The sequence below is a fragment of the Burkholderia sp. KCJ3K979 genome, from assembly GCF_016759955.1.
GTDB classification, from domain to species: domain Bacteria; phylum Pseudomonadota; class Gammaproteobacteria; order Burkholderiales; family Burkholderiaceae; genus Burkholderia; species Burkholderia orbicola.
In genome coordinates, this window is the sequence record NZ_JACFYV010000015.1 from 48,635 (window position 1) to 70,233 (window position 21,599).

General features: G+C 67.5%; 17 protein-coding genes. 4 read left to right on the plus strand and 13 right to left on the minus strand.

Going from position 1 to position 21,599, the window contains the following annotated elements; translation table 11 throughout:
- Positions 1-45 precede the first annotated feature (45 nt).
- Entirely contained in the window at positions 46-1,230 is a 1,185-nt protein-coding gene (locus H3O04_RS06125) for an amidohydrolase family protein (protein WP_202587330.1), read from the minus strand.
- A 71-nt stretch (positions 1,231-1,301) separates the two neighbouring features.
- Positions 1,302-2,501: an amidohydrolase family protein gene (locus tag H3O04_RS06130; protein ID WP_202587331.1), complete on the minus strand. Its 1,200-nt coding sequence runs from the start codon at positions 2,499-2,501 to the stop codon at positions 1,302-1,304.
- 462 nt (positions 2,502-2,963) lie between these two features.
- Here H3O04_RS06130 and H3O04_RS06135 point away from each other — a divergent pair, with 462 nt between their 5' ends.
- Together H3O04_RS06135 and H3O04_RS06140 are read left to right on the plus strand one after the other, a co-directional pair.
- A complete protein-coding gene (locus H3O04_RS06135; protein WP_006480254.1) occupies positions 2,964-3,614 on the plus strand; it encodes a glycine zipper 2TM domain-containing protein in 651 nt (216 codons plus the stop codon).
- 282 nt (positions 3,615-3,896) lie between these two features.
- The gene (locus tag H3O04_RS06140) at positions 3,897-4,406 is read left to right on the plus strand and encodes a GNAT family N-acetyltransferase (protein ID WP_202587332.1); all 510 of its coding nucleotides are present in this window, start codon (positions 3,897-3,899) and stop codon (positions 4,404-4,406) included.
- A 72-nt stretch (positions 4,407-4,478) separates the two neighbouring features.
- On the opposite strand, the gene H3O04_RS06145 is transcribed toward H3O04_RS06140, so the two are convergent.
- The 4 genes from H3O04_RS06145 to H3O04_RS06160 all read right to left on the minus strand — a co-directional run bounded on the left by H3O04_RS06145 (position 4,479) and on the right by H3O04_RS06160 (position 10,284).
- Positions 4,479-6,476 carry a glycoside hydrolase family 28 protein gene (locus tag H3O04_RS06145; RefSeq protein ID WP_124476320.1) on the minus strand — a complete coding sequence of 666 codons (1,998 nt, stop codon included), beginning with the start codon at positions 6,474-6,476 and terminating at the stop codon, positions 4,479-4,481.
- 264 nt (positions 6,477-6,740) lie between these two features.
- Complete coding sequence (locus H3O04_RS06150) at positions 6,741-7,616, minus strand: hypothetical protein (protein WP_237666195.1); 876 nt, start codon at positions 7,614-7,616, stop codon at positions 6,741-6,743.
- 185 nt (positions 7,617-7,801) lie between these two features.
- Positions 7,802-8,986 (minus strand): M20 aminoacylase family protein, encoded by a 1,185-nt coding sequence (locus H3O04_RS06155; RefSeq protein ID WP_202587339.1) that lies wholly within the window; start codon positions 8,984-8,986, stop codon positions 7,802-7,804.
- 65 nt (positions 8,987-9,051) lie between these two features.
- Positions 9,052-10,284, minus strand: a complete 1,233-nt coding sequence (locus H3O04_RS06160) for a diaminopropionate ammonia-lyase (protein ID WP_202587333.1) — start codon at positions 10,282-10,284, stop codon at positions 9,052-9,054.
- A gap of 190 nt (positions 10,285-10,474) precedes the next feature.
- Here H3O04_RS06160 and H3O04_RS06165 point away from each other — a divergent pair, with 190 nt between their 5' ends.
- On the plus strand, positions 10,475-10,951 hold the full coding sequence (locus H3O04_RS06165) for an Lrp/AsnC family transcriptional regulator (RefSeq protein ID WP_006485043.1): 477 nt from the start codon (positions 10,475-10,477) through the stop codon (positions 10,949-10,951).
- Positions 10,952-11,018: 67 nt separating this feature from the next.
- Here H3O04_RS06165 and H3O04_RS06170 read toward each other — a convergent pair whose 3' ends face one another.
- The 7 genes from H3O04_RS06170 to H3O04_RS06200 all read right to left on the minus strand — a co-directional run bounded on the left by H3O04_RS06170 (position 11,019) and on the right by H3O04_RS06200 (position 20,407).
- Entirely contained in the window at positions 11,019-12,743 is a 1,725-nt protein-coding gene (locus H3O04_RS06170) for a tannase/feruloyl esterase family alpha/beta hydrolase (protein WP_124476322.1), read from the minus strand.
- Positions 12,744-12,776: 33 nt separating this feature from the next.
- The gene (locus tag H3O04_RS06175; RefSeq protein ID WP_011548809.1) at positions 12,777-13,925 is read right to left on the minus strand and encodes a porin; all 1,149 of its coding nucleotides are present in this window, start codon (positions 13,923-13,925) and stop codon (positions 12,777-12,779) included.
- Between the two features lie 63 nt (positions 13,926-13,988).
- Positions 13,989-15,194, minus strand: coding sequence for a 3-(3-hydroxy-phenyl)propionate transporter MhpT (gene mhpT / locus H3O04_RS06180; RefSeq protein WP_124476323.1), 1,206 nt, complete (start codon positions 15,192-15,194; stop codon positions 13,989-13,991).
- Positions 15,195-15,410: 216 nt separating this feature from the next.
- The gene (locus H3O04_RS06185) at positions 15,411-17,318 is read right to left on the minus strand and encodes a feruloyl-CoA synthase (protein ID WP_202587334.1); all 1,908 of its coding nucleotides are present in this window, start codon (positions 17,316-17,318) and stop codon (positions 15,411-15,413) included.
- Positions 17,315-18,763, minus strand: coding sequence for an aldehyde dehydrogenase (locus H3O04_RS06190; protein WP_202587335.1), 1,449 nt, complete (start codon positions 18,761-18,763; stop codon positions 17,315-17,317). Before H3O04_RS06190 ends, H3O04_RS06185 begins: the two co-directional genes overlap by 4 nt.
- A gap of 71 nt (positions 18,764-18,834) precedes the next feature.
- The gene (locus H3O04_RS06195) at positions 18,835-19,665 is read right to left on the minus strand and encodes a p-hydroxycinnamoyl CoA hydratase/lyase (RefSeq protein WP_012339104.1); all 831 of its coding nucleotides are present in this window, start codon (positions 19,663-19,665) and stop codon (positions 18,835-18,837) included.
- A gap of 238 nt (positions 19,666-19,903) precedes the next feature.
- Positions 19,904-20,407, minus strand: a complete 504-nt coding sequence (locus H3O04_RS06200; RefSeq protein WP_023476186.1) for a MarR family winged helix-turn-helix transcriptional regulator — start codon at positions 20,405-20,407, stop codon at positions 19,904-19,906.
- A 283-nt stretch (positions 20,408-20,690) separates the two neighbouring features.
- Between H3O04_RS06200 and H3O04_RS06205 the strand changes: the two genes are divergently transcribed.
- Positions 20,691-21,599 (plus strand): DUF6402 family protein (locus tag H3O04_RS06205; protein ID WP_202587336.1); only part of this gene is annotated, 909 nt, incomplete at its 3' end.

Here is a 21,599-nt window from a genome sequence, read left to right on the forward strand (position 1 = left end):
CGGAAATCCGGTTGAAAACCGGATCATACCGGGGCGACGCGGCGCTCAGACCAGCACGCCGTTACGTGCGACGATCTTCCCCGAAGACACGACGAGCCGCCGCACCGGCCGCGCGACGACGGCCTCGGCGAACGTCAGCGCATCGACGAGCACGACGTCCGCGCGGCTGCCCGGCTGCAGCCCGTAATCCGCGAAACCACAGCCGCGCGCCGCGCCGTGCGTCACGCAGTCGAGCGCGACTTCGAGCGCATCGTCGCGGCGGAAATCGTTGCGCATGCCGATCAGCATCGCGCGTTCGAGCATGTCGGGCGAGCCGTACGGCGTCCACGTGTCGCGCACGCCGTCGTTGCCGCCGATCACGGTTACGCCCGCCGCACGGCATGCGGCCACCGGCGGCACCGGCACCGCGGCCGGCGCGGTCGTGACGATCGCGACGCCAAGTTTGGCCATCCGCGCGAGCAGCGCATCGCGCTCGCGTTCGGCGAGATCGCCAAGACAGAAACCATGGCTGATCGTGACCTTGCCGTGCATCCCGTGCGCCGCCGTGCGCTGCAGGATCAGGTCGAGCGAGTACGCGCCCATCGACCCGCGCTCGTGCAGATGGATGTCGAGCCCGCGGCCGTGGCGTTCGGCGATCGCGAACAGCACGTCCACCGCCTCGACCGGATCGCCTTCGATCGCGCACGGATCGAGCCCGCCGAGCAGGTCAGCACCGGCACCCAGCGCGTCGGACAGCAGCGCATCGGTGCCCGGCCGCTTGAGCACGCCCGATTGCGGAAACGCGACGATCTGGATCTCGACCTGCCCGCGCAGCGTCTCGCGCGTCGCGAGCACACCGTGCAGATGGCGCAGCCCGGCTTCGGTATCGACGTCGACGTGCGTGCGGATGCACGTCGTGCCGGCCGCGAGGAACGCGCGCGCCAGCCCGAGCGACGCGGCGCCCGCGTCATGGCCGCTCGTCGCGCGATAGTGGCGTTCGTTCTCGATGCGGTCGACGAGGCGCGGCCCGACCTGGTTGCGATACCACGGCATCCCCCAGTGGGTCTTGTCGAGGTGGGTGTGGCCCTCGACGAGGCCGGGCAACGCCAACGCGAGCGCGCCGTCCTCGATCGCGCAGCCGGCGGGCGCGTCGAGCGACGGGCCGATGCTCGCGATGCGATCGCCTTTGATCAGGATATCGAGCGCCGCGTCGGCGCTCGTGCGGACATTGCGGATCAGCAGGTTCGTCATGTCGGTTCCGGTCAGGTCGGTCAGTGCAACGCAGGCACGGCGCGGGCCGTGCCGCCGGTCGGGTGGGTGGGTCAGCGCGTGAAGCGCAGCGACGGCGCGAATGGTGCGCCCGTATCGCTTTCGCCGCGGCGGAATACCCAGCGTTCGGCCGGCACGCCCGCGACGGCCGCCGCCGCGTTCGGCGCACGCACCGCGACGAAGCTCGCGTCGCAGCCGACCGCGATTCCGTAGTTCTCCTTGCCGATCGCGCGTGCGCCGGCGTGCGTCGCCATGTCGAGTGCGATGCCGAGCGCTTCGTCGGTGTAGAAGCCCGACCGGTAGCCGACCATCATCGCGCGCTGCAGCATGTCGCCGTTGCCGTACGGCCACCACGCGTCGCGAATGTTGTCGTTGCCCGCGAACACGTGCACGCCCGCGTCGCGCAGCCGTTGCACCGGCGGGAACGCGCAGTCGCCCGGCGCATTCGTCAGGATCGACACGCCGGCTTCGGCCAGTGCCGCAGCGGTACGCTGCACGTCGTCGTCGCTCACCTGGCCGAGCGCGTATGCATGGCTCACGTTCACGCGGCCGCCGAGCCCGGCCGCGCGCGTGCGCGCCGCGATCCGCAGCAGTTGCGCGATGCCGGTGTCGCCCGGTTCGTGCAGGTGAATGTCGATTTTCGCGCCGCGCTTCTCGGCGATGCCGAACACGATGTCGAGCTGACCGTCCGCGTCGCCGTCGAGCGTCGTCGGGTCGATCCCGCCGACCACGTCCGCGCCTTCGCGCACGGCTGCGTCGAGGATCTCGGCGGTGCCCGGGCAGGTGATCACGCCGGCCTGCGGAAACGCGACCAGTTCGATGTCGACGATGCCGCGCCATTGTTCGCGCGCGGCCATCACGGCGTGCAGGTTCGACAGGCCCGTCGTCGCATCGACGTCGACGTGGCTGCGCATCGCGATCGTGCCGAACGCGGCGGCCTGCGCGATCAGCGCATTCGCACGCTCGACGATCGGCGGCGCGGCCGCGAGCTGGCGCTTCTCGACCGCGAGCCGCTCGCGCAGCGAGCCGCCCGGTTCGTGCGGCACCCAGCGATCGCCGACGAAGCTCTTGTCGAGATGGATGTGGCCGTCGACGAAACCGGGCAGCACGACGCGGCCGTCGAGGTCGATCGTCTGCGCGCCGGGCGCGGCGGTGCAATCGGTGCCGATCGCGGCGAAGCGGCCGTCGCGGACGACGAGGTTGACGGGCCGGCCGCCGGCGGCGCGGGCGTTGATGAAGAGTCGTTCGGTCATGGCTTCGAATGTGGGGCGGTCGCGGCGCGACACCGGCGCGGATCGAGGAAGGACCGCGGCCGGCGCGGCGCGACCGTTGGCAGGGAATCCGGCCACGATATCGAACGCTGCCGCCCGAGGCCAATTAAATGTCGCGATGCCGCGCATTCGATTTCGCGATGCGCGGCGCGAAGGCCTGCCGGGCCGGGCGCGACGGGAGCGCGATCGTCGATGAAATGGCCGAAACGTCTTCGGCAACGCACGGGCCGCGTCGTCGGCATGCGTGCGCCGGGAAGCCGCGCCACGTCCTTGCCGCGCACGGCTTCGATGCCCCGCCCCACCGGGGATTTACGCGGCAACAGACTTTACACGTTGTTACCCGGCCGCACCGGACGCGCATCCGGCCATTCCTTATACTCACGCCGAGTTCGCCACCCATCACGGGAATCCATCGGCGGACACGTTGCCGATGCAGGAATCATCATGATGCGCATGCCTTCCACGAAGACCGTTCTGTTCGCCTCGCTCGTCGCCGTGGCGGCGCTTCCGCTCACTGCCTGCGTCGCGCCGGGCTACTACGGCGCGCAGCCGGGCTATCCGCAACAGCAGCAATACGCGACGCCCGGCTATGCGCAGCCTGCGTACTCGCAACCGGGCTACGTGCAGCAGCAACCGGCGTATCCGAACCAGGCGCCGCAGCCGTACGATCAATACGGCAACCCGTCGCAATACGGCTCGCAGCCGTATGACCAGTACGGCAATCAGCAGCAGCAATACGCGACCCCGTACGGCACGCAGTACGGCACCGTGTCGAACATCCAGCCGGTCAACGGCTCGGTCGCCCCGTCAGGCATCGCCGGCACCGTCGTCGGCGCGCTGGTCGGCGGGCTGGTGGGCAACCAGTTCGGCCGCGGTCATGGCCGCGATGCGGCGACCGTGATCGGCGCACTCGGCGGGGCGGTGGCGGGCAACCAGATCGGCCAGCAGATGGGCGCGGCGCAAGGCCCGAGCAGCTACCGGATCGACGTGCAGGTGAGCGACGGCTCGATGCGCTCGTTCGACGTGCAGTCGCCGGGCAACCTGCGTCCGGGCGACCGCGTGCAGATCAACGGCAATCAGCTGTCGCGCTATTGATGCCGCTGGCGTGCGCGTGAATTGATCGCGCGCACGTCGCCGGTTTGACGTCGGAGGGCCGGTCCGGTCCGACGGCGCATACGCTTTACGCGCCCCCACCTTGATCGCGGCACGACGCGCCGCCATCCCTGTCTTCTCCGTTCACGATCGTGCCCGCTACCCCTGCGACGCACCGACCATCGCTCCGCGACATCCGGATTCCTATTACGATAAGGGCGATGCATCCCGCGGCGCGTAGCAGCGGCGCGCCGGCATGCACGCCCCTCAACCGGAATGCTCCCGATGACGATCACGATCCGCCTGCTTGACGCCGCCGACGCGGCGCAGTTCCAGACCGTCCGCCTACGTGCGGTCGACACCGCGCCCACGTCCTTCCTGCCGACGCTCGACGAGGAATCGCAGGTGCCGGTCGACGAATTCGCGAAGCGCCTCACGCCGACGCAGGCACAGGCCGTGTTCGGCGCGTTCGACGGCGACACGCTCGTCGGCATCACCGGCGTGCGCCGCGACGCGCGCACGAAGATCGCACACAAGGCGACGATCTGGGGCGTGTACGTCGATGCCGCGTATCGCGGGCAACGCATCGCGCAGGCGCTGCTCGACAGCGCGACCGGGCATGCGGCGAACGTGTGGGGATGCAAGCAACTGATGCTGTGCGTGAACGACGTCAACCGTACCGCGGAGCGGCTCTATGCATCGCAGGGGTTCGTGCGGTTCGGCACGGAGCCGCGCTCCCTGTTCGTCGATGGCCGCTTCTACGACGAGCACTACATGATCAAGACGCTGGCGTAACGCATGCGCATTCGCGCTCGCGTGCGGGCACCGGCCGGGCCGCACGCGGACGTCGTGCGTGTTACCTCATTCTCACCGCTTGTCGTTGATCGTCGTGTTGACGACCTGCCCGGCGATCGTCACGTTCGTCAGCGTCATCGCACTCACGTTGAATGCATAGATCGGCCCCGGCGACGTGACCGTCGGCACGCCTGACGCGACCGGCGTGCCGAAGTCGCAATTGCTGATCGTCACGCCGGAGATCGGCTGCACGGCCGGCGTCGGTGGCGTGCCGTTGTAGTCGAACGCGACCGGCCCCTGCGCGACGATCGCCTGGAAACACGACGCGGTCATGCCGTTCAGCGTCACGTTGCTCGCCTTCACGTCGGCGATCGTCACGTTCTGCACGACCGGTGCGCGCGTGCGCACCGCATCGTTCGCCGGCTGGTAGTCGCAGTCGAACGTGACGATGCCGCCCTGCGCCGCGGACGGATTGCCGGCCGACGGCGTCACGACGCCGAGCGGCACGCTCGCGTTGACCGGGCTGCCCGCGAGCAGCGCGCTGCCGTAGCCGCCGCCCTTCAGCGTCACGCCGTTCGGCAGCGTGACGCCCTTCACGTGGAAATCCTTCACGTATCCGCCGCGGTTCATGTTGGTCTTCACGCGAATCGCGATGTTCAGCGGATTGGTCTGCCAGTTCGCGTTCAGCATCGACAGGTTCGTCGCGTAGATCTGCTCGACGCCGCCGCCCATCTCGCTGCCGAGCGTGATGCCGCCGTGCCCGCTGTTCATCGTGCAGTTGCGGATCAGGTGCCGCTTCGCGGGGCCGTATTCGATGTCGCGGTCCTTGCCCGACTTGATCGCGATGCAGTCGTCGCCGGTGTTGAACGTGCAGTCCTCGCACAGCACGTCGGTGCACGCGTCCGGATCGAAGCCGTCGTTGTTCGGGCCGATGCTGTTGGTCGTCACGCCGCGGATCACGACGTTGCGGCTGGCGGTCGGATGGTGCTGCCAGAACGGCGTGTTCTGCGTCTGGTAGTTCGCCATCAGCACGTTCGTGCAGCCGATGAATTCGACCATGCACGGCCGCAGGTAGTGGCCGAGGCCGAAGATGCGCCGCTCGACCGGCACCCCGGCCTCGGACAGCGCGGGCAGGTAGTTCTGGTCCTGCTGCCACGGCGTGACGGGCGACGTCAGCAGCGCGTAGAGCGCGCCGGGAATCGCGGGCGCGACGATGCGCAGGTCGACGTTGTTCGGATTCGCGGAGTTCTGCGCCGGCACCGTCGCGCTCGCGCCGTACGCGCCCGACGAGCCCTTGTAGGTCCACCAGCAGACGCTGTTCGCGCCGCTGCCCGAGAACGGCGTCATCGCCTGCCCGTTGAGCACCGACGTCGGGCCTTCGCCGGTCAGCGCGATGTTGGTCGCGTTGCGCGCATAGACGGGCGCGCCGTAGTTCAGGCAATCGTTCGCCTGCCAGCGGCTGTAGTACAGCCGGCCGTTCGCGCCGCAATCGACCGGGCCGTCCTTCGCGTAGTCGGCCGGGTTCGGGCTGAAGTAGATCGTGCAGTTCGCGCTCAAGTGGAACGTGACGTTGCTCTGCAGCACGATCGGCCCCGCGCAATACCAGTTGCCGGGCGGCACGACGACGCGGCCACCGCCTTCGCGCCGGCATGCGTCGATCGCCGCGAGAAACGCCGGGCGCGAATCGAATGCGCCGGGCGCGGCGGTCAGTTCGGCACCGGGGCTGACGGGCGATTTCGCCGCCGGGTACGGCGACGTCTGCGCGACCGTCGCGCACGGGCGCGCGCCGTAGTGTGTCACGTCGAAGTCGCGTCCGCGCCGCGCGAGCCGCGACACGTGCGCGAGCGACGCGGCAATGCGCGCCGCCGCGCCGTGCTCGCCCCACACGAGATCGACCGCCGACGCATTCGGCGTCGCGCCTGCCGCCAGCGCCCGGGGGGCCGCGAACGGACCGCCGAGCATCGCGCCGCCGGCGAGTGCGCCGGTCCAGCCGATGAAGGCGCGGCGCGAGACCCGTTTCGATGCAGGCGATCGGACGGACGAAGACGAACGGCGGCGATGGGCGGCCATGGGCACTCCTTCAGGACTGGGGTATCGATGCGCCGAACGGCGGATCTCTTATTTATACGTCGTCGTACCACATCGAGCAGTCTAGACGCGATCGAGTTGCGACACGTATCTGTCGTTTACCCTGTTTTTACTGCATTCATCTGCGGTATGTGTGCGCACACTCACATCGAAGAATGAACCTCATGAGATACGTTATCGTATGTTTATGCGCAAAAACTTCCATCAAAAAAACCCCGGCCGACGATGTCTGCCGGGGCGATTTCCCTACTCGCCAGCCGCCGCGACCGCTCCCGTCGTCGGCTCGCGCCCCGCCGAAGCTGCCGGCTCGAACACCAGCACCAGGTCGCCGCGATAGTGCCCGTTGATCGGTGCCGTCCCGCCGACAGCCGGCGCTTGCGCGCTGACCTTCACGTTGCGGGTTTCGTCATAGCCGTCGAATCCGTCGCGCCCCGGTTTCACCAGCATAAGCGTGCGGCCAACGCCGGGCGTGATTTCCGCGTCTTCGGCCTTGCCCGTCAGCACCACCTTCGTATTGGCAAGATCGTCGCGACCGTTCGACAGGCGCAGCGGCTGCAGCAGCGTGACGTTGATATCGGGATTCGTCGTGCGCACACGGATCGGCAGCGTCGTCGCGAACGTCGGTTGCCTGCCGTCGGTCGCGCTCAGATCGACCACGCCGTATGCGGTGTTGTCCGGCTGTGAAGCGAACAGGCTGTCGCCGATGTGCGCGGTCAGCGTGATTTTCTTGACGACCGCTTGCGGCGACGTCGGGCCCGCATGGGCGATGCCGGTCAAGGCGCCACATGCGACGAGTGCGGTGAGAGAAGTTCGGATTTTCATTGTGTAGTCCCGCATTCCGGAGGGTTGGGATTCGGGCGTCCGCGCCTTCCTTTGCCGGAAAATTCGGAATCCACTTATCCCGAAATTAACCGGCGCGATCTCCGTGGCATTCGATGCGCCCAGCCGCGGCGCGCGCGATCGAGTCGGCTGAACTCGATCGAAAACACGTAACAGATTCGTGCAACAGCCAATACTGGCCTCGTTGTGCGAATCCTCCGCGCCACGGCATGCAACAACGATAGATCGCGGGAAGTCCGTTAAAAATCCATGGAAACCTTCACGGGTTTTTACGGTTTTCATTCACCAGTGCCATCTTGAAATCAAATAGAACGCACTCGCGAATTGCCGCCGCCGACCGCCTCGGTCATTCCGCCTCTGTTCAGCTCCCCGCTGCCCGCGCTATCGTTTCCCCCATCCCACAGATTGCCTACCCGCCCGGCACGCTGCTCGTGATCGATGAGACGCACACGATCAGCACCCGCCCCCTAAACCGCCTTCAACGCGCGCCGCGCCACCTCCGCGAAATACCGCGCGCCGATCGGCAAGATCTCGTCGTTGAAATCGTACGTCGCGTTGTGCAGCGGCACGCCGCCTTGCATGGCCGCTTCGCCGTTGCCGATGAACACGAAATTGCCCGGCACCGCCTGCAGGAACGCGCCGAAATCCTCCGAGATCATCATCGGCTGCACGTCGGCGCTCACCGCGTCGGCGCCCACGATATGCGCGGCGGCTTGCACGGCCGTGTCGACCCATTCCGGCGAATTCACCGTCGGCGCGAACTCGTGCGTGTAGTCGAACGTGCAGGTCGCGCCGTGCGTGCGGCAGATTCCTTCGCTGATCTCGCGCATCCGCGCCTCCAGCAGCGCCTGCACGTCGCGCGAATAGCTGCGCGTGTCGCCCTTGATCGTCACCGTCGACGGCAGCACGTTGCGCAGCCCGTCGGTGATGAATTCCGTGCACGACACCACCGCCTGCTGGCCCGGATCGAGATTGCGCGACACGATCGTCTGCAGCGCGAGCACGATCTGCGCGCCGATCACGATCGGATCGATGCCCATGTGCGGACGCGCCGCATGCGTGCCGCGCCCGTCGATCCGGATCACGAAGTTGTCCTCGCTCGCCATGATGCCGCCCGCACGTGTCGCGAACGTGCCCGCGCGCATGCCCGGCATGTTGTGCGCGCCGAAGATCGCATCGACCGGAAAGCGCTCGAACAGCCCGTCGGCCATCATCGCCTTCGCGCCGCGGCCGTGCTCTTCCGCCGGCTGGAAAATGAAGCGCACCGTGCCGTCGAAATCCTTGCGTTCGGCCAGCAACTGCGCGGCGCCGAGCACCATCGACATGTGGCCGTCGTGCCCGCACGCATGCATCTTGCCCGGCGTGCGCGACACGTGTTCGCGGCCCGGCGCTTGCTCGGCGATGTTCAGCGCATCCATGTCCGCGCGAATGCCGATCGCGCGCTGGCCGGTGCCGGCCGTCAGGTTCGCGACGAGCCCCGTGCCGCCGATGCCGCGATGCACGTCGAGTCCGAGCGTCGTGAGAATCCGCGCGACGTAGTCGGACGTATTAACTTCTTCGAAACCCGTCTCCGGATACTGATGCAGATGGCGACGCCAGGTTTTCAACTGCCCCTGCAGCGTGCTTTCTGCCGTTGCGTCGATTGCGTCCATTGCGTTTGCCTCGTCGGTCGTCACGTCGGTCGTCACGTCGGTCGTCATGTCGGTCGTCACATCGTTCAGGCCGCCACCACCGCGCGGCTCAGCCAGTCGCGCTGCCGCGCGAGCACCGCGTCGGCCGTCTCGCCGACGCAATCCCGGTACACGGACGGCGCGGTCGCGCCTTCCGTGTTGATCGCGAGCACGCGCGCGTTCGCGTCGAGCCCGACCTGCCGCGCGCGCGCCGGGTCGCGCATCAGCACGTCGAGCCCCGCCACGCCGGCCGCGCCCGATTCGCCGGCGACGAGCGGCACGTCGCGTTCGCTGCCGGCCGCGAGGCCGCGCATCGTCTGCACCGCGTCTTCATCGTCGATCAGCATGAAATGGTCGATGCACATCTCGAGGAAATCCCACGCGAGCGGCGACGCCTCGCCGCACGCGAGCCCGGCCATCACCGAATCGACGCTGCCGCTCGCCTTCGTCGCACGGCCCGCCAGCGCGCTCTGGTACAGGCAATCGGCCTGGCGCGGCTCGACGACGATGAAGCGCGGCCGCTGCACGCCGTCGCGCTCCCACAGGTAACTCGCGACGCCCGCGGCGAGGCCGCCGACGCCGCCCTGCAGAAACACGTGCGTGAACGGCCGCCCGTCGTCCTCCGCGGCCTGCGCGACCGCTTCGGCGGCGATCACGCCGTAGCCCTGCATCACGTCGCGCGGGATCGCTTCGTAGCCGTCGTACGACGTATCCGATACGACGTACCAGCCGTTCGCCTGCGCGAGCTGCGCCGCGCAGACGACCGATTCGTCATAGTTCCCGGCAATGCGCACGATCCGCGCGCCGTACGCGGAGATCGCGCGTTCGCGCTCCGCGTCGACGTTCGCGTGCAGCACGATCACGCAGCCGCAGCCGATCGCGCGCGCGGCGGCGGCCAGCGCGCGGCCGTGATTGCCGTCGGTCGCGCTGATCACCGTCAGGTCGGCCAGCGCCGATGCATAGCGACCGGTGACGAGCCCTTGCGGATCGAGTTCTTGCGTGCGGCGCAGCCGCTTCACGAGCCGCACCAGCGCGATCGGCGCGCCGAGCGCCTTGAAGCTGCCGAGCGGCGAGCGGCACGACTCGTCCTTCACGCTGACGCTCGCGACGCCGAGCCGCGCGGCGAGATCGGGCAGCGCACGCAGCGGCGTGCGCGCGTGGCCGACGAGCGGCCAGTGCGCGAGCCACACACCGCTTTCGTCGGCCGACGCGATGTTCATCACGCGGCGCAGCGCGTTCGGGTAGGCGGTGCGCGATGCACGCGGGTTGGCGATCAGCATGGCGAAAAGGCTCCGGAGCGGGACCGCGCAGGCGGGCGGTCGGGTGAGACAGATGGGTCGGGGCAGGCAGGCGCGTATTGCGCTCGCCGTCGGTTGGAAAAATAATATTGCGCATGCTGGTGAATGAAATCGCCAAATCGACCGCTCCGACGCAAAAATTTCTCATTCTTTCGAGGTTTCACGCGCCATCATGACGACCCCTCTCGATGCGTTCGATCGCAAGCTGTTGATGGAAGTCCAGCGCGACGCGCAGACGCCGCAAGCCGAGCTCGGCGCGCGCGTCAACCTGTCGACCGCCGCGGTGAACCGGCGGCTGCGGCGCCTCGCGGAAGATGGCGTGATCGAGCGCTACACGGCCGTCGTCGCGCCGGACAAGGTCGATCATCCGCTGACGATCGTCGTGAACGTCGAGGTCGAAAGCGAGCAGATCGACCAGCTCGACGCGATGAAGCGCGCGTTCGAGCGCTGCCCGCAGATCCAGCAGTGCTACTACGTGACGGGGGAATGGGATTTCGTGCTGATCCTCGCGGTGCGCAACATGGATCAGTACAACGCGCTCACGCGCGAGCTGTTCTTCGCGAACAACAACGTGAAGCGGTTCAAGACGCTGGTGAGCATGAGCCGCGTGAAGGTCGGGCTCGACGTGCCGGTCGATGCCGGCGAGTGAATGAATGAGGCCATGAAGCGGCCGGCACGTCGTTACACGCGCCGGCCGCCTCCCATCGACGGCTACGTCAACGACAACTGAAGCTCGCCGCCGAGTTCAGGTTGCCCGAACCGTTGTAGCGCGCGACCTGCGGATACGGGCACAACGGACGCGTACGGCCCGCGCCCCACGACGTCGGCACGTCCGCGTTCGGCACCGCGTTCGTCGTGTCGCGTGCGGTCGCCACGACCGCCGCGGGCGCCTGCCCCTGTTCGACCCACGCGACGAGCGGCGTCAGCATGTCGAACTGGTCGGCGGCCGGCCCGCCCGAGCAGTGGTTCATCCCCGGCACCGGATAGAAGCGAGCAAAGCTCGACGCATCGCCGCCGTTCGCCTGCGCGACCTGCGCATACCAGTCGCGCGTGTCGTTGAACGAGAACACCGGGTCGCCGGTGCCGTGATAGACGAGCAGCTTCGCGCCGCGCGACTTCAGCGCGGCGAGGTTCGTCTCGTCGGGCGGCGTCATGAACGACCACGACGATTGCGTGTAAGTGCCGTTCGTCGCGAAGATCGCCGGCGCGTCGTTGTCCATGTCGAAACCGAGCGCGAAACCGGGCAGGTTCGCGAGCGCCGCGGCGGTTTTCGGCGGCGTCATGAACGTGAACGCCATCGCGGCCGGGTCGAGCGTGACGGAATTCGACTGCTTCCACCCGGCCCAGCCTGGGCCCGAGATGCCCGGATCGTACGGAAAGCTCGCGTAGAGCGCCGTGCCCACACTGTTGCGCGCACCGGCGAACACGTTCTCCAGCGCGGTTTTCTGCGCAGGGGTCAGGCACGACCCGGTGCGCGTGCCGTTCGCGCAGGTCGGGATGTCCGTGTCGACGCTGAAATGCGTCTGGCACGCGGCGACGTCCTGCACCATCCCGTCGGCCGCGCCGTCGAGCGCATCGCATTTCTCGAGAATCTTCGCGCCGACGAACTGGCGCTCCGCATCGTTGAAACCACTGCGGATATCCGGCAGCCCGTTGGTGCCGGTGGCCGACGCGATCTTCGCGAACTGCTGGGCGCCATACATCTCGCCGATCGCCGCCTTCGGCAGATGGAAGCCCGGATCGCCCGCGATGATGCCGTCGTAGTCGGCCGGGTTGCGCACCGCCGTGACCATCGCGTGACGGCCGCCGTTCGAGCAGCCGCCGAAATAGCTGCGATCGGGCGCCTTGCCGTACGCGAGCCGGATCACCTGCTTCGCCATCGGCGTCAGCGCGTCGACGGCGCCGTAGCCATAATCGATCCGCGCCTGCGGATCGAGACCGAACAGCGGATTCTGCGCGGCGCTGTGCCCGGAATCCGAGCTGATCACCGCGAAGCCCTGGTTCAGCGCGTTGGTCAGCGGCCCGCCGCCGCCGATCTCGCCGGTCGCGGTCACGACGTTGCCGTCGAGCCCGCCGTTGGCCTGGTAGAAGAAGCGGCCGTTCCACGCTTTCGGCAAGCGCATCTCGAAGCCGATCGCATAGGTGTTGCCGTCCACCGCGCTCACGCGCTGGTTCATCTTGCCTGCGATCACGCAGTGCTCGGCGACCGGCTTGCCGGCCACCGTCAGCGTGCCGGCCGCGGCGGTCGTCACCGACGTGAACGACGTGTTCGCATAAGCGAGCTTCGCGGCGAGCGCGTCGCAGGTCTGCGCCATCGCGGCCGGCGTCGCGGCGCTCAGGTGCGTGGGCGGGGCGCTGATCGAATCGTCGCCGCCGCAACCGGCGAGCAGGGCAGCGGCGGACAACGGCGCGATACAGAGGAATGCAGATTTCCTGTTCAAGATAACTCCCGTTGGGTTCGTCACGCCGGTGAATCAGAACATGTGCCGCATGCCGACCATCGCGCCGAGCTGCCCCATCCCCGCGCCGGGCGTCGTGCCGGGCCCGCCGCCGCTGACCGAGTAGCGTGCATGCTCGCTGTTCCACAGATACGACGATTGCGCATAGACGGCCGTGCGCTTGGTCAGCAGATAGGTCGCGCGCAGCGTGGCCATCGTCGCGCGCGTGTCGTGCGCGCTGTTGACGATCCGGTAGCCTTCGCCGTCGACGATGAAATCGGGCTTCACCGCATACGACGCGCCGACGAAGAACAGGTCGGAATGCGCGCCCGCCGCGGCCGGCGAACCGGTCGACACGCGCCGCCCGATCCAGCCCGCGCCGATCTTCGCGCCGGCCGCCTGCGCATACGCGCTGACGTGCGTGCGCGCATCCTTGCCGCCGCTGCTGGTGAAGGGAACGGGCGCCACGCCGTCGAAGAAGTTGGCGGCCGCGCCGGTGCCGCCGCGCTGTTCCTCGTACGACGCCGCCGCACCGAAGTACGCGCTGTCGTACTTGAGCATCACCGACCAGTTGCGGCACTGCACCGCGTCGCCCGGCACCTGCCCCGCGCACGTGCCCTGCCCCGGCGAATTGCCGGTGCCCGCGCCGTCGCGGCCGAACGAATAGGCGGCGCCGAGCGTCACGCCGCGATACGTGCCGAGGTAGGTCACCGCGTTGTCGGCGCGGCCGTTCGGCACGTACGCGTCGAACGAGCCGAGCCCGTAGATGTCGGGGCCGATGATGTCCGCGCCCTGCAGCGCGAGATAGGTCATCGTGTACTGACGGCCGAACGCGAGCGTGCCGAAGCCGCTCTTCAGCCCGACGAACGCCTGCCGCCCGAACAGCCGGCCGCCCTGCCCGAGATCGCCGCCGCGCACGTTGAAGCCGCTTTCGAGCGTAAACACCGCCTGGTAGCCGCCGCCGAGATCCTCGGTGCCGCGCAGCCCCCAGCGCGACGGCAGTTCACCCGTCACGCCCGGCATCCGCACCACGTGATCGCCGGCCGCGTTCGCGTGCGACACGAATTCGACGCCCGTATCGATGATCCCGTACAGCGTCACGCTCGACTGCGCATGCGCACCGGGCGCCGCGAGCGCGCAGCACGCGCCGGCGGCCAGCAGGCCGTTCCTTGTCTTCGTCTTCATCGTTGCGTCTCCAGACCTTGAGTAAGCGCGCTCTGACGGCGCGCATTGAAAAAAACCGAAACCTCAGTCGCCTGCTTGCGGGCGGCGAATCAGCACGAACGCAGCGAAAGCCGCGACGAGCGTGACCGGGATGCTCGCGCCGATCACGACGGGCGCGCTGCGGCCCGCGGCCAGCAGCGTCGCGGCCGCGAGCGGCCCGACGACGGAGCCGAGCCGGCCGACGGCCACCGCCGCGCCGACGCCGGTGCCGCGCATCGCGGTCGGGTAGTAGATCGCCGCGAGCGCATACAGCACCGACTGCCCGCCGACGACGAACATCCCCGCCGCGAACGCGGCGGCCGCGAGCGACCCGAAACCCGGCGCGGCCGCGAGCGCGGCGAGCGACAGCACGATCCCGACGTACATCCCGCCGACCACGCGCGACGCGCGCATCCGGTCGAGCGCCGCGCCGATGCCGAGCGCGCCGAGCCCCGCGCCGACGTTGAACGCGATCTGCACGAGGCCGACGTGCGCGCGATCGAGCCCGCGCGAAGCCATCAGCGACGGCAGCCAGTTCAGCAGGAAGTAGAGGACGATCAGCGTGCAGAAGTAGCTGACCCACAGCGCGACCGTCGACGTCGTGCGGCCGTCGCCGAACAGCGTGCGGCCGACGCTCGCGCGCGCGGCTTGCGTGCCGGCGACGTCGAGATACGCGCGCGATTCCGGCAGGCACCACACGAGCAGCGGCACGAGCAGCAGCGGCCCCACGCCGCCGACGTAGAAGATGTGCCGCCATTCGGTGTCGCCCGCGAGCAGCACGCCGATCACCGATGCGATCACGCCGCCGAACGGAATCCCGCAGTACATCGTCGCGACCGCGCTGCTGCGCGAGCGCGGCTCGACCGCTTCGGACGACAGCGCGATCAGGTTCGGCATCGCGCCGCCGAGGCCGATGCCGGTCAGCACGCGCACGACGACGAGCATCGCGAACGTCGATACCTGCGCGGTCGCGATCGACAGCAGCCCGAACAGCACGACCGATGCGATCAGCACGCGCTTGCGGCCGATCCGGTCGGCGAGCCGCCCGCCGAGCATCGCGCCCGGCAGCAGCCCGAAGGTGCCCGCGCTGAACGCGATGCCCATTTGCGACACGGTCAACCCGAATTCGCGCGCCATCCGCGGCGCGGCGACGCCGACCGACTGCAGGTCGAGCCCTTCGAGGAGTGCGATCGCGAAACACAGCGCGAGCGTGGTCGCGACCGTGGATTTTTCGGCAACGTAAGTGTTCATGTCTCCAGTCCCATGTCTTTGTAGTCGGTCCGCCGTGCGACGACCGCCGCGCGCCGCCGGCCGGCCAGTGGCGGTGCGGCGCGCGAGGTGTCGTATGAACGGCTGCCTTTATCAGGCAACCTGATTCACTGGCCGAAAGAGCGCCTGCCGGTGTCGTGGCCGGCCGGTCGTTGTGCCTGCTGGTTGCTTACTGCCGTAACTGCTCGCGCGTGCTGCCTACGCGTAAATCACGTCGGGATCGCGCCGCGCCGGGTCGTACAGCGCGTCGATCGTCGCCGCGCGATGCTTCTGCACGGCCGCCTGGTTCAGCGAACCCTTGTCGGTCACCTCGCCGAGATCGAGCGACGGCGGCGTGTCGATCAGCCGGATTCGCGCGACGAACGTCGACCCGCCGCTCGCATTCCGGTTCAACGCAGCCAGCCACGTCGCGAACGCCGCGCGCACGGCCGGCGCGCGCAGCACGTCGGTCACCGATGCATCCGCGGCGAGCCCTGCCAGCGCACGGCACGCCTCGACGCGCGGAAACACCAGCAAGCCGATGTCGTCGCGATTGATCCCGGTGACGACCACGTCCTGCACGTACGGCGCACCCGTCGACACCGCGTTCGCGCGCAACGGCCCGACGCTCACGAACGTGCCGCTGCTCAGCTTGAAATCCTCGGTCAACCGCCCGTCGAACAGCAGCCCGAGTTCCGGCCGCTCCGGATCGGCAAAGACGCCCGCGTCGCCGCTGCGGTAATAGCCTTCTTCGTCGAACACGTCGCGCGGATCGACGTCCGCGTGCCAGTAGCCGCGCATCACGTTCGGCCCCTTGAAGCGCAGTTCGTGCTTGCCGCCGCACGGCACGAGCTTCGCGTCGCAGCCGGGCGCGGGCAGCCCGATATAGCCGGCGCGCATCAGCGGCCCCGTCGTGAACAGGCACGACGGCGACGCCTCCGTCATCCCGAGGCCGGCCATGATCCGGATACGCTCGCCGCAATGCACTTCGGTCACGCGGTCGAGCCGGTCCCACGCGGCCTGCGACAGCCCCGCGCCGCCGAAGAAATACAGCTTCACGCGCGAGAAGAACGTGTCGCGCAATTCGGCATCGCGTTCGAGCGCGGCGGTCAGTTCTTCCCAGCCCTTCGGCACGTTGAAGTAGATCGTCGGCGCGATCTCGCGCAAGTTGCGCACGGTTTCGTCGAAGCGGCCGGGCATCGGGCGGCCGTCGTCGATGTACAGCGTGCCGCCGTTGTACAGCGCGATGCCGAGGTTGTGGCTGCCGCCGAACGTGTGATTCCACGGTAGCCAGTCCACCAGCACCGGCGGCTCGCGCGTGAGTTCCGGCATCGTCTGGCGCAGCATCTGCTGGTTGCTGCACAGCATCCGGTGCGTGGTCGGCACGGCCTTCGGCTGCTTCGTCGAACCGGACGTGAACAGGATCTTCGCGAGATGGTCGGGGCCGATCGCCTCGTGGATCGCGTCGATCGTGCGCGGTGCGGTGGCGAGCAGGCGCGACAGCGGCACCGCGCGGCCGCTTGCATCAGCATCGGCATCGACATCGCGCGCGACGATCAGCGCCGCATCGGCCAGCAACGTCGCGTCGAGCGCCCGCGCGAACGGCGCGCGTTCCGCGACGAACACCGCGCCCGGCCGCAGCACGCCGAGCGTATGACGCAACTTGCCGTAGTCGGTCGACACCAGCGAATACGCGGGCGAGATCGGCGAGTACGGCACGCCGGCCAGCATCGCAGCGAACATCAGTTGCAGGTGCTCGAGATCATTGCCGGACAGCACCGCGAGCGGACGCTCGGCCGACAACCCGAGATCGACGAGGCCCTGGCCGAGCGCCCGGGCGCGTTCGAGCATCTGCGCGTAAGTGATCTCGATCCAGTTTCCGTCGGCGCCGCGCCGCGCGGCCAGCACGCGGTCGGGGTGCGCCTGCGCGCCCCGCACGAGGCAGTCGGTGACGCGCGTCGGGTAATCGCCGAGCGGCTCGCGCGAACGCAGGTACCAGGTGCCGTCGTCGGCGCGGCGAATCTCGGCCGCGCCAACGGCGACGGCGGCCGCGCGATAGCGCACGGCGCCCGTGTCGTTCATCGGGCCGCTGGCGGGCGTCTCAACATTCATCGTCGGCTCGCTCATACCGGGTAATGCCGTGGCGCGGTCTGCACGGTGATCCAGCGCAGCTCGGTGAATTCGGCGATCGACGCGCGGCTGCCGAAGCGGCCGTAGCCGCTCGCCTTCGTGCCGCCGAACGGCATCTGCGCTTCGTCGTGCACGGTCGGCCCGTTGACGTGGCAGATCCCCGATTCGATCCGCCGCGCGACCGCCATCGCACGTGCGATATCGCGGCTGAACACACTCGCCGACAGCCCGAATTCGCTGTCGTTCGCCAGCGCGACCGCCTCGTCGTCGTTGTCCGCGCGCAGGATCGCGACGACCGGTGCGAACGATTCCTCGCGATAGAGCCGCATGCCGGGCGTGACGCCGTCGACGATCGCGGGCTGCATCGTCGCGCCTTCGACGCGGCAGCCGAGCGGCAGATGCGCACCGTGCGCACGCGCATCCTCGACCAGCGACGCCGCGCGCGCGGCGGCCGACGCATCGACCATCGTGCCGAGCGGATGGCCGGCCAGCGGATCGCCGGCGATCAACGTGCGCGCCTTCGCGGCGAGCCGCTCGACGAGCGCGTCGGCGATCGGCCGCGCGACGATCACGCGCTCGGTCGACATGCAGATCTGCCCCTGGTTGAAGAATGCGCCGAACGCGATCGCGTCGACGGCCGCGTCGAGATCGGCATCGTCGAGCACCAGCACCGGCGCCTTGCCGCCGAGTTCGAGCAGCACGGGTTTCAGGTGCGCGGCCGCGTGGCGCGCGATGATGCGGCCGACGTGCGTCGACCCGGTGAAGTTGATCCGCTTCACGTGCGGATGCGCGATCAACCGCTCGACGAGTTCGGGCGCGTCGGCCGCCGCGTGCGTGATCACGTTGACCACGCCCGCGCCGAGCCCCGCTTCGTCCAGCACTTCGCCGATCAGCGCGTGCACGCCCGGGCACGCCTCGGACGCCTTCAGCACGACCGTGTTGCCGCATGCGAGCGGCATCGCCAGCGCACGCGTGCCGAGGATCACCGGCGCGTTCCACGGCGCGATGCCGAGCACCACGCCGCACGGCACACGCATCGCGAGCGCCAGATTGCCCGGTACGTCGGACGGGATCACGTCGCCGTCGATCTGCGTCGTCATCGACGCCGCCTCGCGCAGCATGTTCGCCGCGAGCGTCACGTTGAAGCCGAGCCAGCCGGGCGTCGCGCCGGTTTCAGCCACGCCGGTCGCGATGAACGCGTCGATGCGCGCGTCCATCAGGTCGGCCGCCTTCAGCAGCCGGCGGCGGCGCTCGGTCGGCGCAAGCGCCGCCCATGCGGGGAACGCGCGGTGCGCGGCGTCGATCGCCGCGTCGGCATCGGCCACGCCGGCCGCCGGCGCGCGCGATGCGAGCGCGCCGGTCGCGGGGTTGAAGCGGTCGAAGGTGCGCCCGTCGCCGGCGTTGCACCACTCGCCGCCGATCAGCATCCGTCTGTCTGTCATGTCGTCTCCTGCCTTGCCTGTCTCTTGCGATTACGCCGGCGGGGAAGCCGGCGGCTGCGTCCGCGCTTGTCTCAGCGCTTGTATGCCTGCAGGCCCGGCTTGATCGTCTTGTCGTCGAGGAACTGCTTCAGGCCCTGCTCGCGGCCGCGCTCCGGATCGCGCAGCTGCGCCTGGTCGAGCTTCGCATACAGGTAATCCTCGCACTGTTCCCACGTGAGTTCGCGCGAACGCTTGAAGCCGTGCTTCGCCGCGCGCAGCACGACCGGGTTCTTGTCCATCAGCCGCGCGGCGAGCGCGATCGTCGCGTCGCGCAGTTCGGCGAGCGGCACGCTGCTGTTCACGAGGCCCATCTCGGCCGCTTGCGCGCCGGTGAACGTGTCGCCGGTCATGATGTAGTGCAGCGCGCGGCGATGCCCGACCGTGTCCGCCATCGCCTTGCTGACGAGGTTGCCCGGCGGGATGCCCCAGTTGATCTCCGACAGCCCGAACACCGCGTCGTCCGCCGCGATCGCGAGGTCGCACGCGACGAGCGGCGAGAACCCGCCGCCGAAGCACCAGCCGTTCACCATCGCGATGGTCGGCTTGTTGTACATCCGCAGGCGGCGCCACTGCCATTCCGATGCGTCGCGGCGCACTTTTTCCTGCAGCGCGTCGGAGCCGCCGTCGATCTCGCGGAAATATTCCTTCAGATCCATGCCGGCCGTCCACGCGGCGCCCGCGCCGGTCAGCACCAGCACCTTTGCCTCGTCGTCGAACTCGACCGCGTCGAGGACTTCCAGCATCTCCCGGTTCAGCGTCGGGCTCATGGCATTGCGCTTCTCGGGGCGATTCAGCGTGACCCACGCGATGCCGGCCTCCACTTTCACTTCAACGGTCTGCCAACGGTTGTCGTACTTGCTCATGTCTGTTCCTGTCGTTCGTTTCCAGTGCGATTCGGTGCGCAGCATGCGTGCTGCGGACGACTTCATTTAATATCAGGCTACCTGATATTGCAAGCGGCACGAACGCCGGTGTAAACCCGGAGCGGAACGAGGAGAAAGCGCGGGGGAAATCAGGGCGCGGTCGGGCGAACGCCGATGGTGCGGACGCAGCGAGCGCGGGCCTGACGGCGGGCTCGCGTCGTGAAAATGTCGGAAGCGGTCAGCCGCGCAGGTTGCGCGAGAACAGTTCGAGCGCGCGCTGCACGTGCGCGGCGTCGTCGGCCGAAATGTCGCCGAGCATGCGTGCCTCGACCGGCCGCAGCGCGGCTTCGCATTCGCGCAGCATCGCCGCGCCGGCGTCGGTCAGCGTCAGCAGGATGATGCGGCCGTGCGACGGGTCGGCTTCGCGCGTGACGAAACCGCGGGCGGCCATCACGCTCATCACCTCGTTCGCCGATTGCGGCGTGATCCACGAGCGCTCGGCCAGTTGCGCATTCGACGATGCGCCGCGCGCCTCGAGCACCGACAGCGCCGTGTATTGCGCGAGCGTGATGCCGAGCGGCGCGAGCGCGTCGGTCATATGGCGGCGCAGCAGCCGGTCGAGGCCGCCGATCACGTAGGTCAGGCGCTGTTGCACGCGCGCTTTCGGCTTGTCGGCCGGTGCGCGGGCGGCGTCCTTCGCGGCGGGTTTCGAACGGGCGGGCTTGGTCGGGGTGGAACTCATGGCGCGTGCTGGATGGAATTGCGGGCCATCTTACCAGCAGGTGGGGGGACGAACGCATAGTCGCGACATCACGCTCAGCGTCCCTCCATGTTCTCAGTTGCCTCGTATAAGTACGAAATTATCGGTCCGCACATCCATTAAATTACCAAAAACAATCGATTCTCATCTTGAAAATGGTTCGTCACTTCGTGATGGGGTAAAAGAGCAGCTTCATTCCAATCTTCACAAGGCGGAGTGACTGCGATACCGGAACCAACAAAGGTTAATATGAGACGAGAATTTTATGGCTGACGTAAAAAAGATTCCTTACTATAGACCTCAAAAAGGGGTGCTAGGGCCAGAATTGAAGAAGTACGATGGCGCACAAGGATGCATCCCGCTCGAGACTCAAAAAACTGTATCAATCGATAAACTGGCTCCAGGCGAAAAGCCGCCGCCTCCCCCTCCACTGCCACTAAAGCCGGTAGTGAAGCCGCCCAAAACTCGAAAGCAAGCAGAAGCACCGCAGTCGAAGACCAAAGAACCGCCAAGGCAGGACGAGGCCGAAGTTTGCGAGAATCCCCCGCCCTTTGATTTGCAAGATGTAGCTATTGCGATGGATAACTTGGGCTGGAGAGTGTCAGCCAAACTCGCACGCATTTGGTTTGCGAGTTCCGAGCATATTTATAATGATAATGCCAAATCAATTCAACCAATAAACAATGACAGTGTAACTCTTGACTGGACATTGAAATCTGGAAGTGTTCGGAGGAAATATGACAAGCTTCTTTCCGAGGATATTTATCGAGACGCCGCCATAGTCGAAGCAAAAACAAAAATTCTTGCAAAAATTAAAAAGACGTTTTCAGAAGATCGACAGGCAAACCTCAATATCAATACGACTCAATTTTTGTCTGACATTCGTCATTTCCATATAGATTGGCAATTTCAGCTTGCCTCAATCAGCAATTGGGACACACTCGAAAATCTCGCACCGACGGATCTCACGGGAGCCCTGGCGAATTTTAATATATACGCAGCCATAGGCAATCTTGAGATCACTGGCGAAAAATATTTCAGATATGAGAAAACGAGCAATTTTTATTGCGTAGACGCCATCGGAAAAATTACGCATGTGTACCTTTACGTCAAAGACAACTACTCATTTAATGGAATTCAATATTTGGGGCATTGGAATAAGCGTGGTGTGATC

What these genes read in the sequence shown, in the direction of transcription:
- H3O04_RS06200 (WP_023476186.1), bottom strand. Translation starts at nt 20,407, where the DNA reads ATGAGTTCCACCCCGACCAAGCCCGCCCGTTCGAAACCCGCCGCGAAG.
- H3O04_RS06185 (WP_202587334.1), bottom strand. Translation starts at nt 17,318, where the DNA reads ATGAGCGAGCCGACGATGAATGTTGAGACGCCCGCCAGCGGCCCGATG.
- mhpT (WP_124476323.1), bottom strand. Translation starts at nt 15,194, where the DNA reads ATGAACACTTACGTTGCCGAAAAATCCACGGTCGCGACCACGCTCGCG.
- H3O04_RS06125 (WP_202587330.1), bottom strand. Translation starts at nt 1,230, where the DNA reads ATGACGAACCTGCTGATCCGCAATGTCCGCACGAGCGCCGACGCGGCG.
- H3O04_RS06155 (WP_202587339.1), bottom strand. Translation starts at nt 8,986, where the DNA reads ATGGACGCAATCGACGCAACGGCAGAAAGCACGCTGCAGGGGCAGTTG.
- H3O04_RS06175 (WP_011548809.1), bottom strand. Translation starts at nt 13,925, where the DNA reads ATGAAGACGAAGACAAGGAACGGCCTGCTGGCCGCCGGCGCGTGCTGC.
- H3O04_RS06150 (WP_237666195.1), bottom strand. Translation starts at nt 7,616, where the DNA reads ATGAAAACCGTAAAAACCCGTGAAGGTTTCCATGGATTTTTAACGGAC.
- H3O04_RS06145 (WP_124476320.1), bottom strand. Translation starts at nt 6,476, where the DNA reads ATGGCCGCCCATCGCCGCCGTTCGTCTTCGTCCGTCCGATCGCCTGCA.
- H3O04_RS06160 (WP_202587333.1), bottom strand. Translation starts at nt 10,284, where the DNA reads ATGCTGATCGCCAACCCGCGTGCATCGCGCACCGCCTACCCGAACGCG.
- H3O04_RS06140 (WP_202587332.1), top strand. Translation starts at nt 3,897, where the DNA reads ATGACGATCACGATCCGCCTGCTTGACGCCGCCGACGCGGCGCAGTTC.
- H3O04_RS06165 (WP_006485043.1), top strand. Translation starts at nt 10,475, where the DNA reads ATGACGACCCCTCTCGATGCGTTCGATCGCAAGCTGTTGATGGAAGTC.
- H3O04_RS06195 (WP_012339104.1), bottom strand. Translation starts at nt 19,665, where the DNA reads ATGAGCAAGTACGACAACCGTTGGCAGACCGTTGAAGTGAAAGTGGAG.
- H3O04_RS06190 (WP_202587335.1), bottom strand. Translation starts at nt 18,763, where the DNA reads ATGACAGACAGACGGATGCTGATCGGCGGCGAGTGGTGCAACGCCGGC.
- H3O04_RS06130 (WP_202587331.1), bottom strand. Translation starts at nt 2,501, where the DNA reads ATGACCGAACGACTCTTCATCAACGCCCGCGCCGCCGGCGGCCGGCCC.
- H3O04_RS06135 (WP_006480254.1), top strand. Translation starts at nt 2,964, where the DNA reads ATGATGCGCATGCCTTCCACGAAGACCGTTCTGTTCGCCTCGCTCGTC.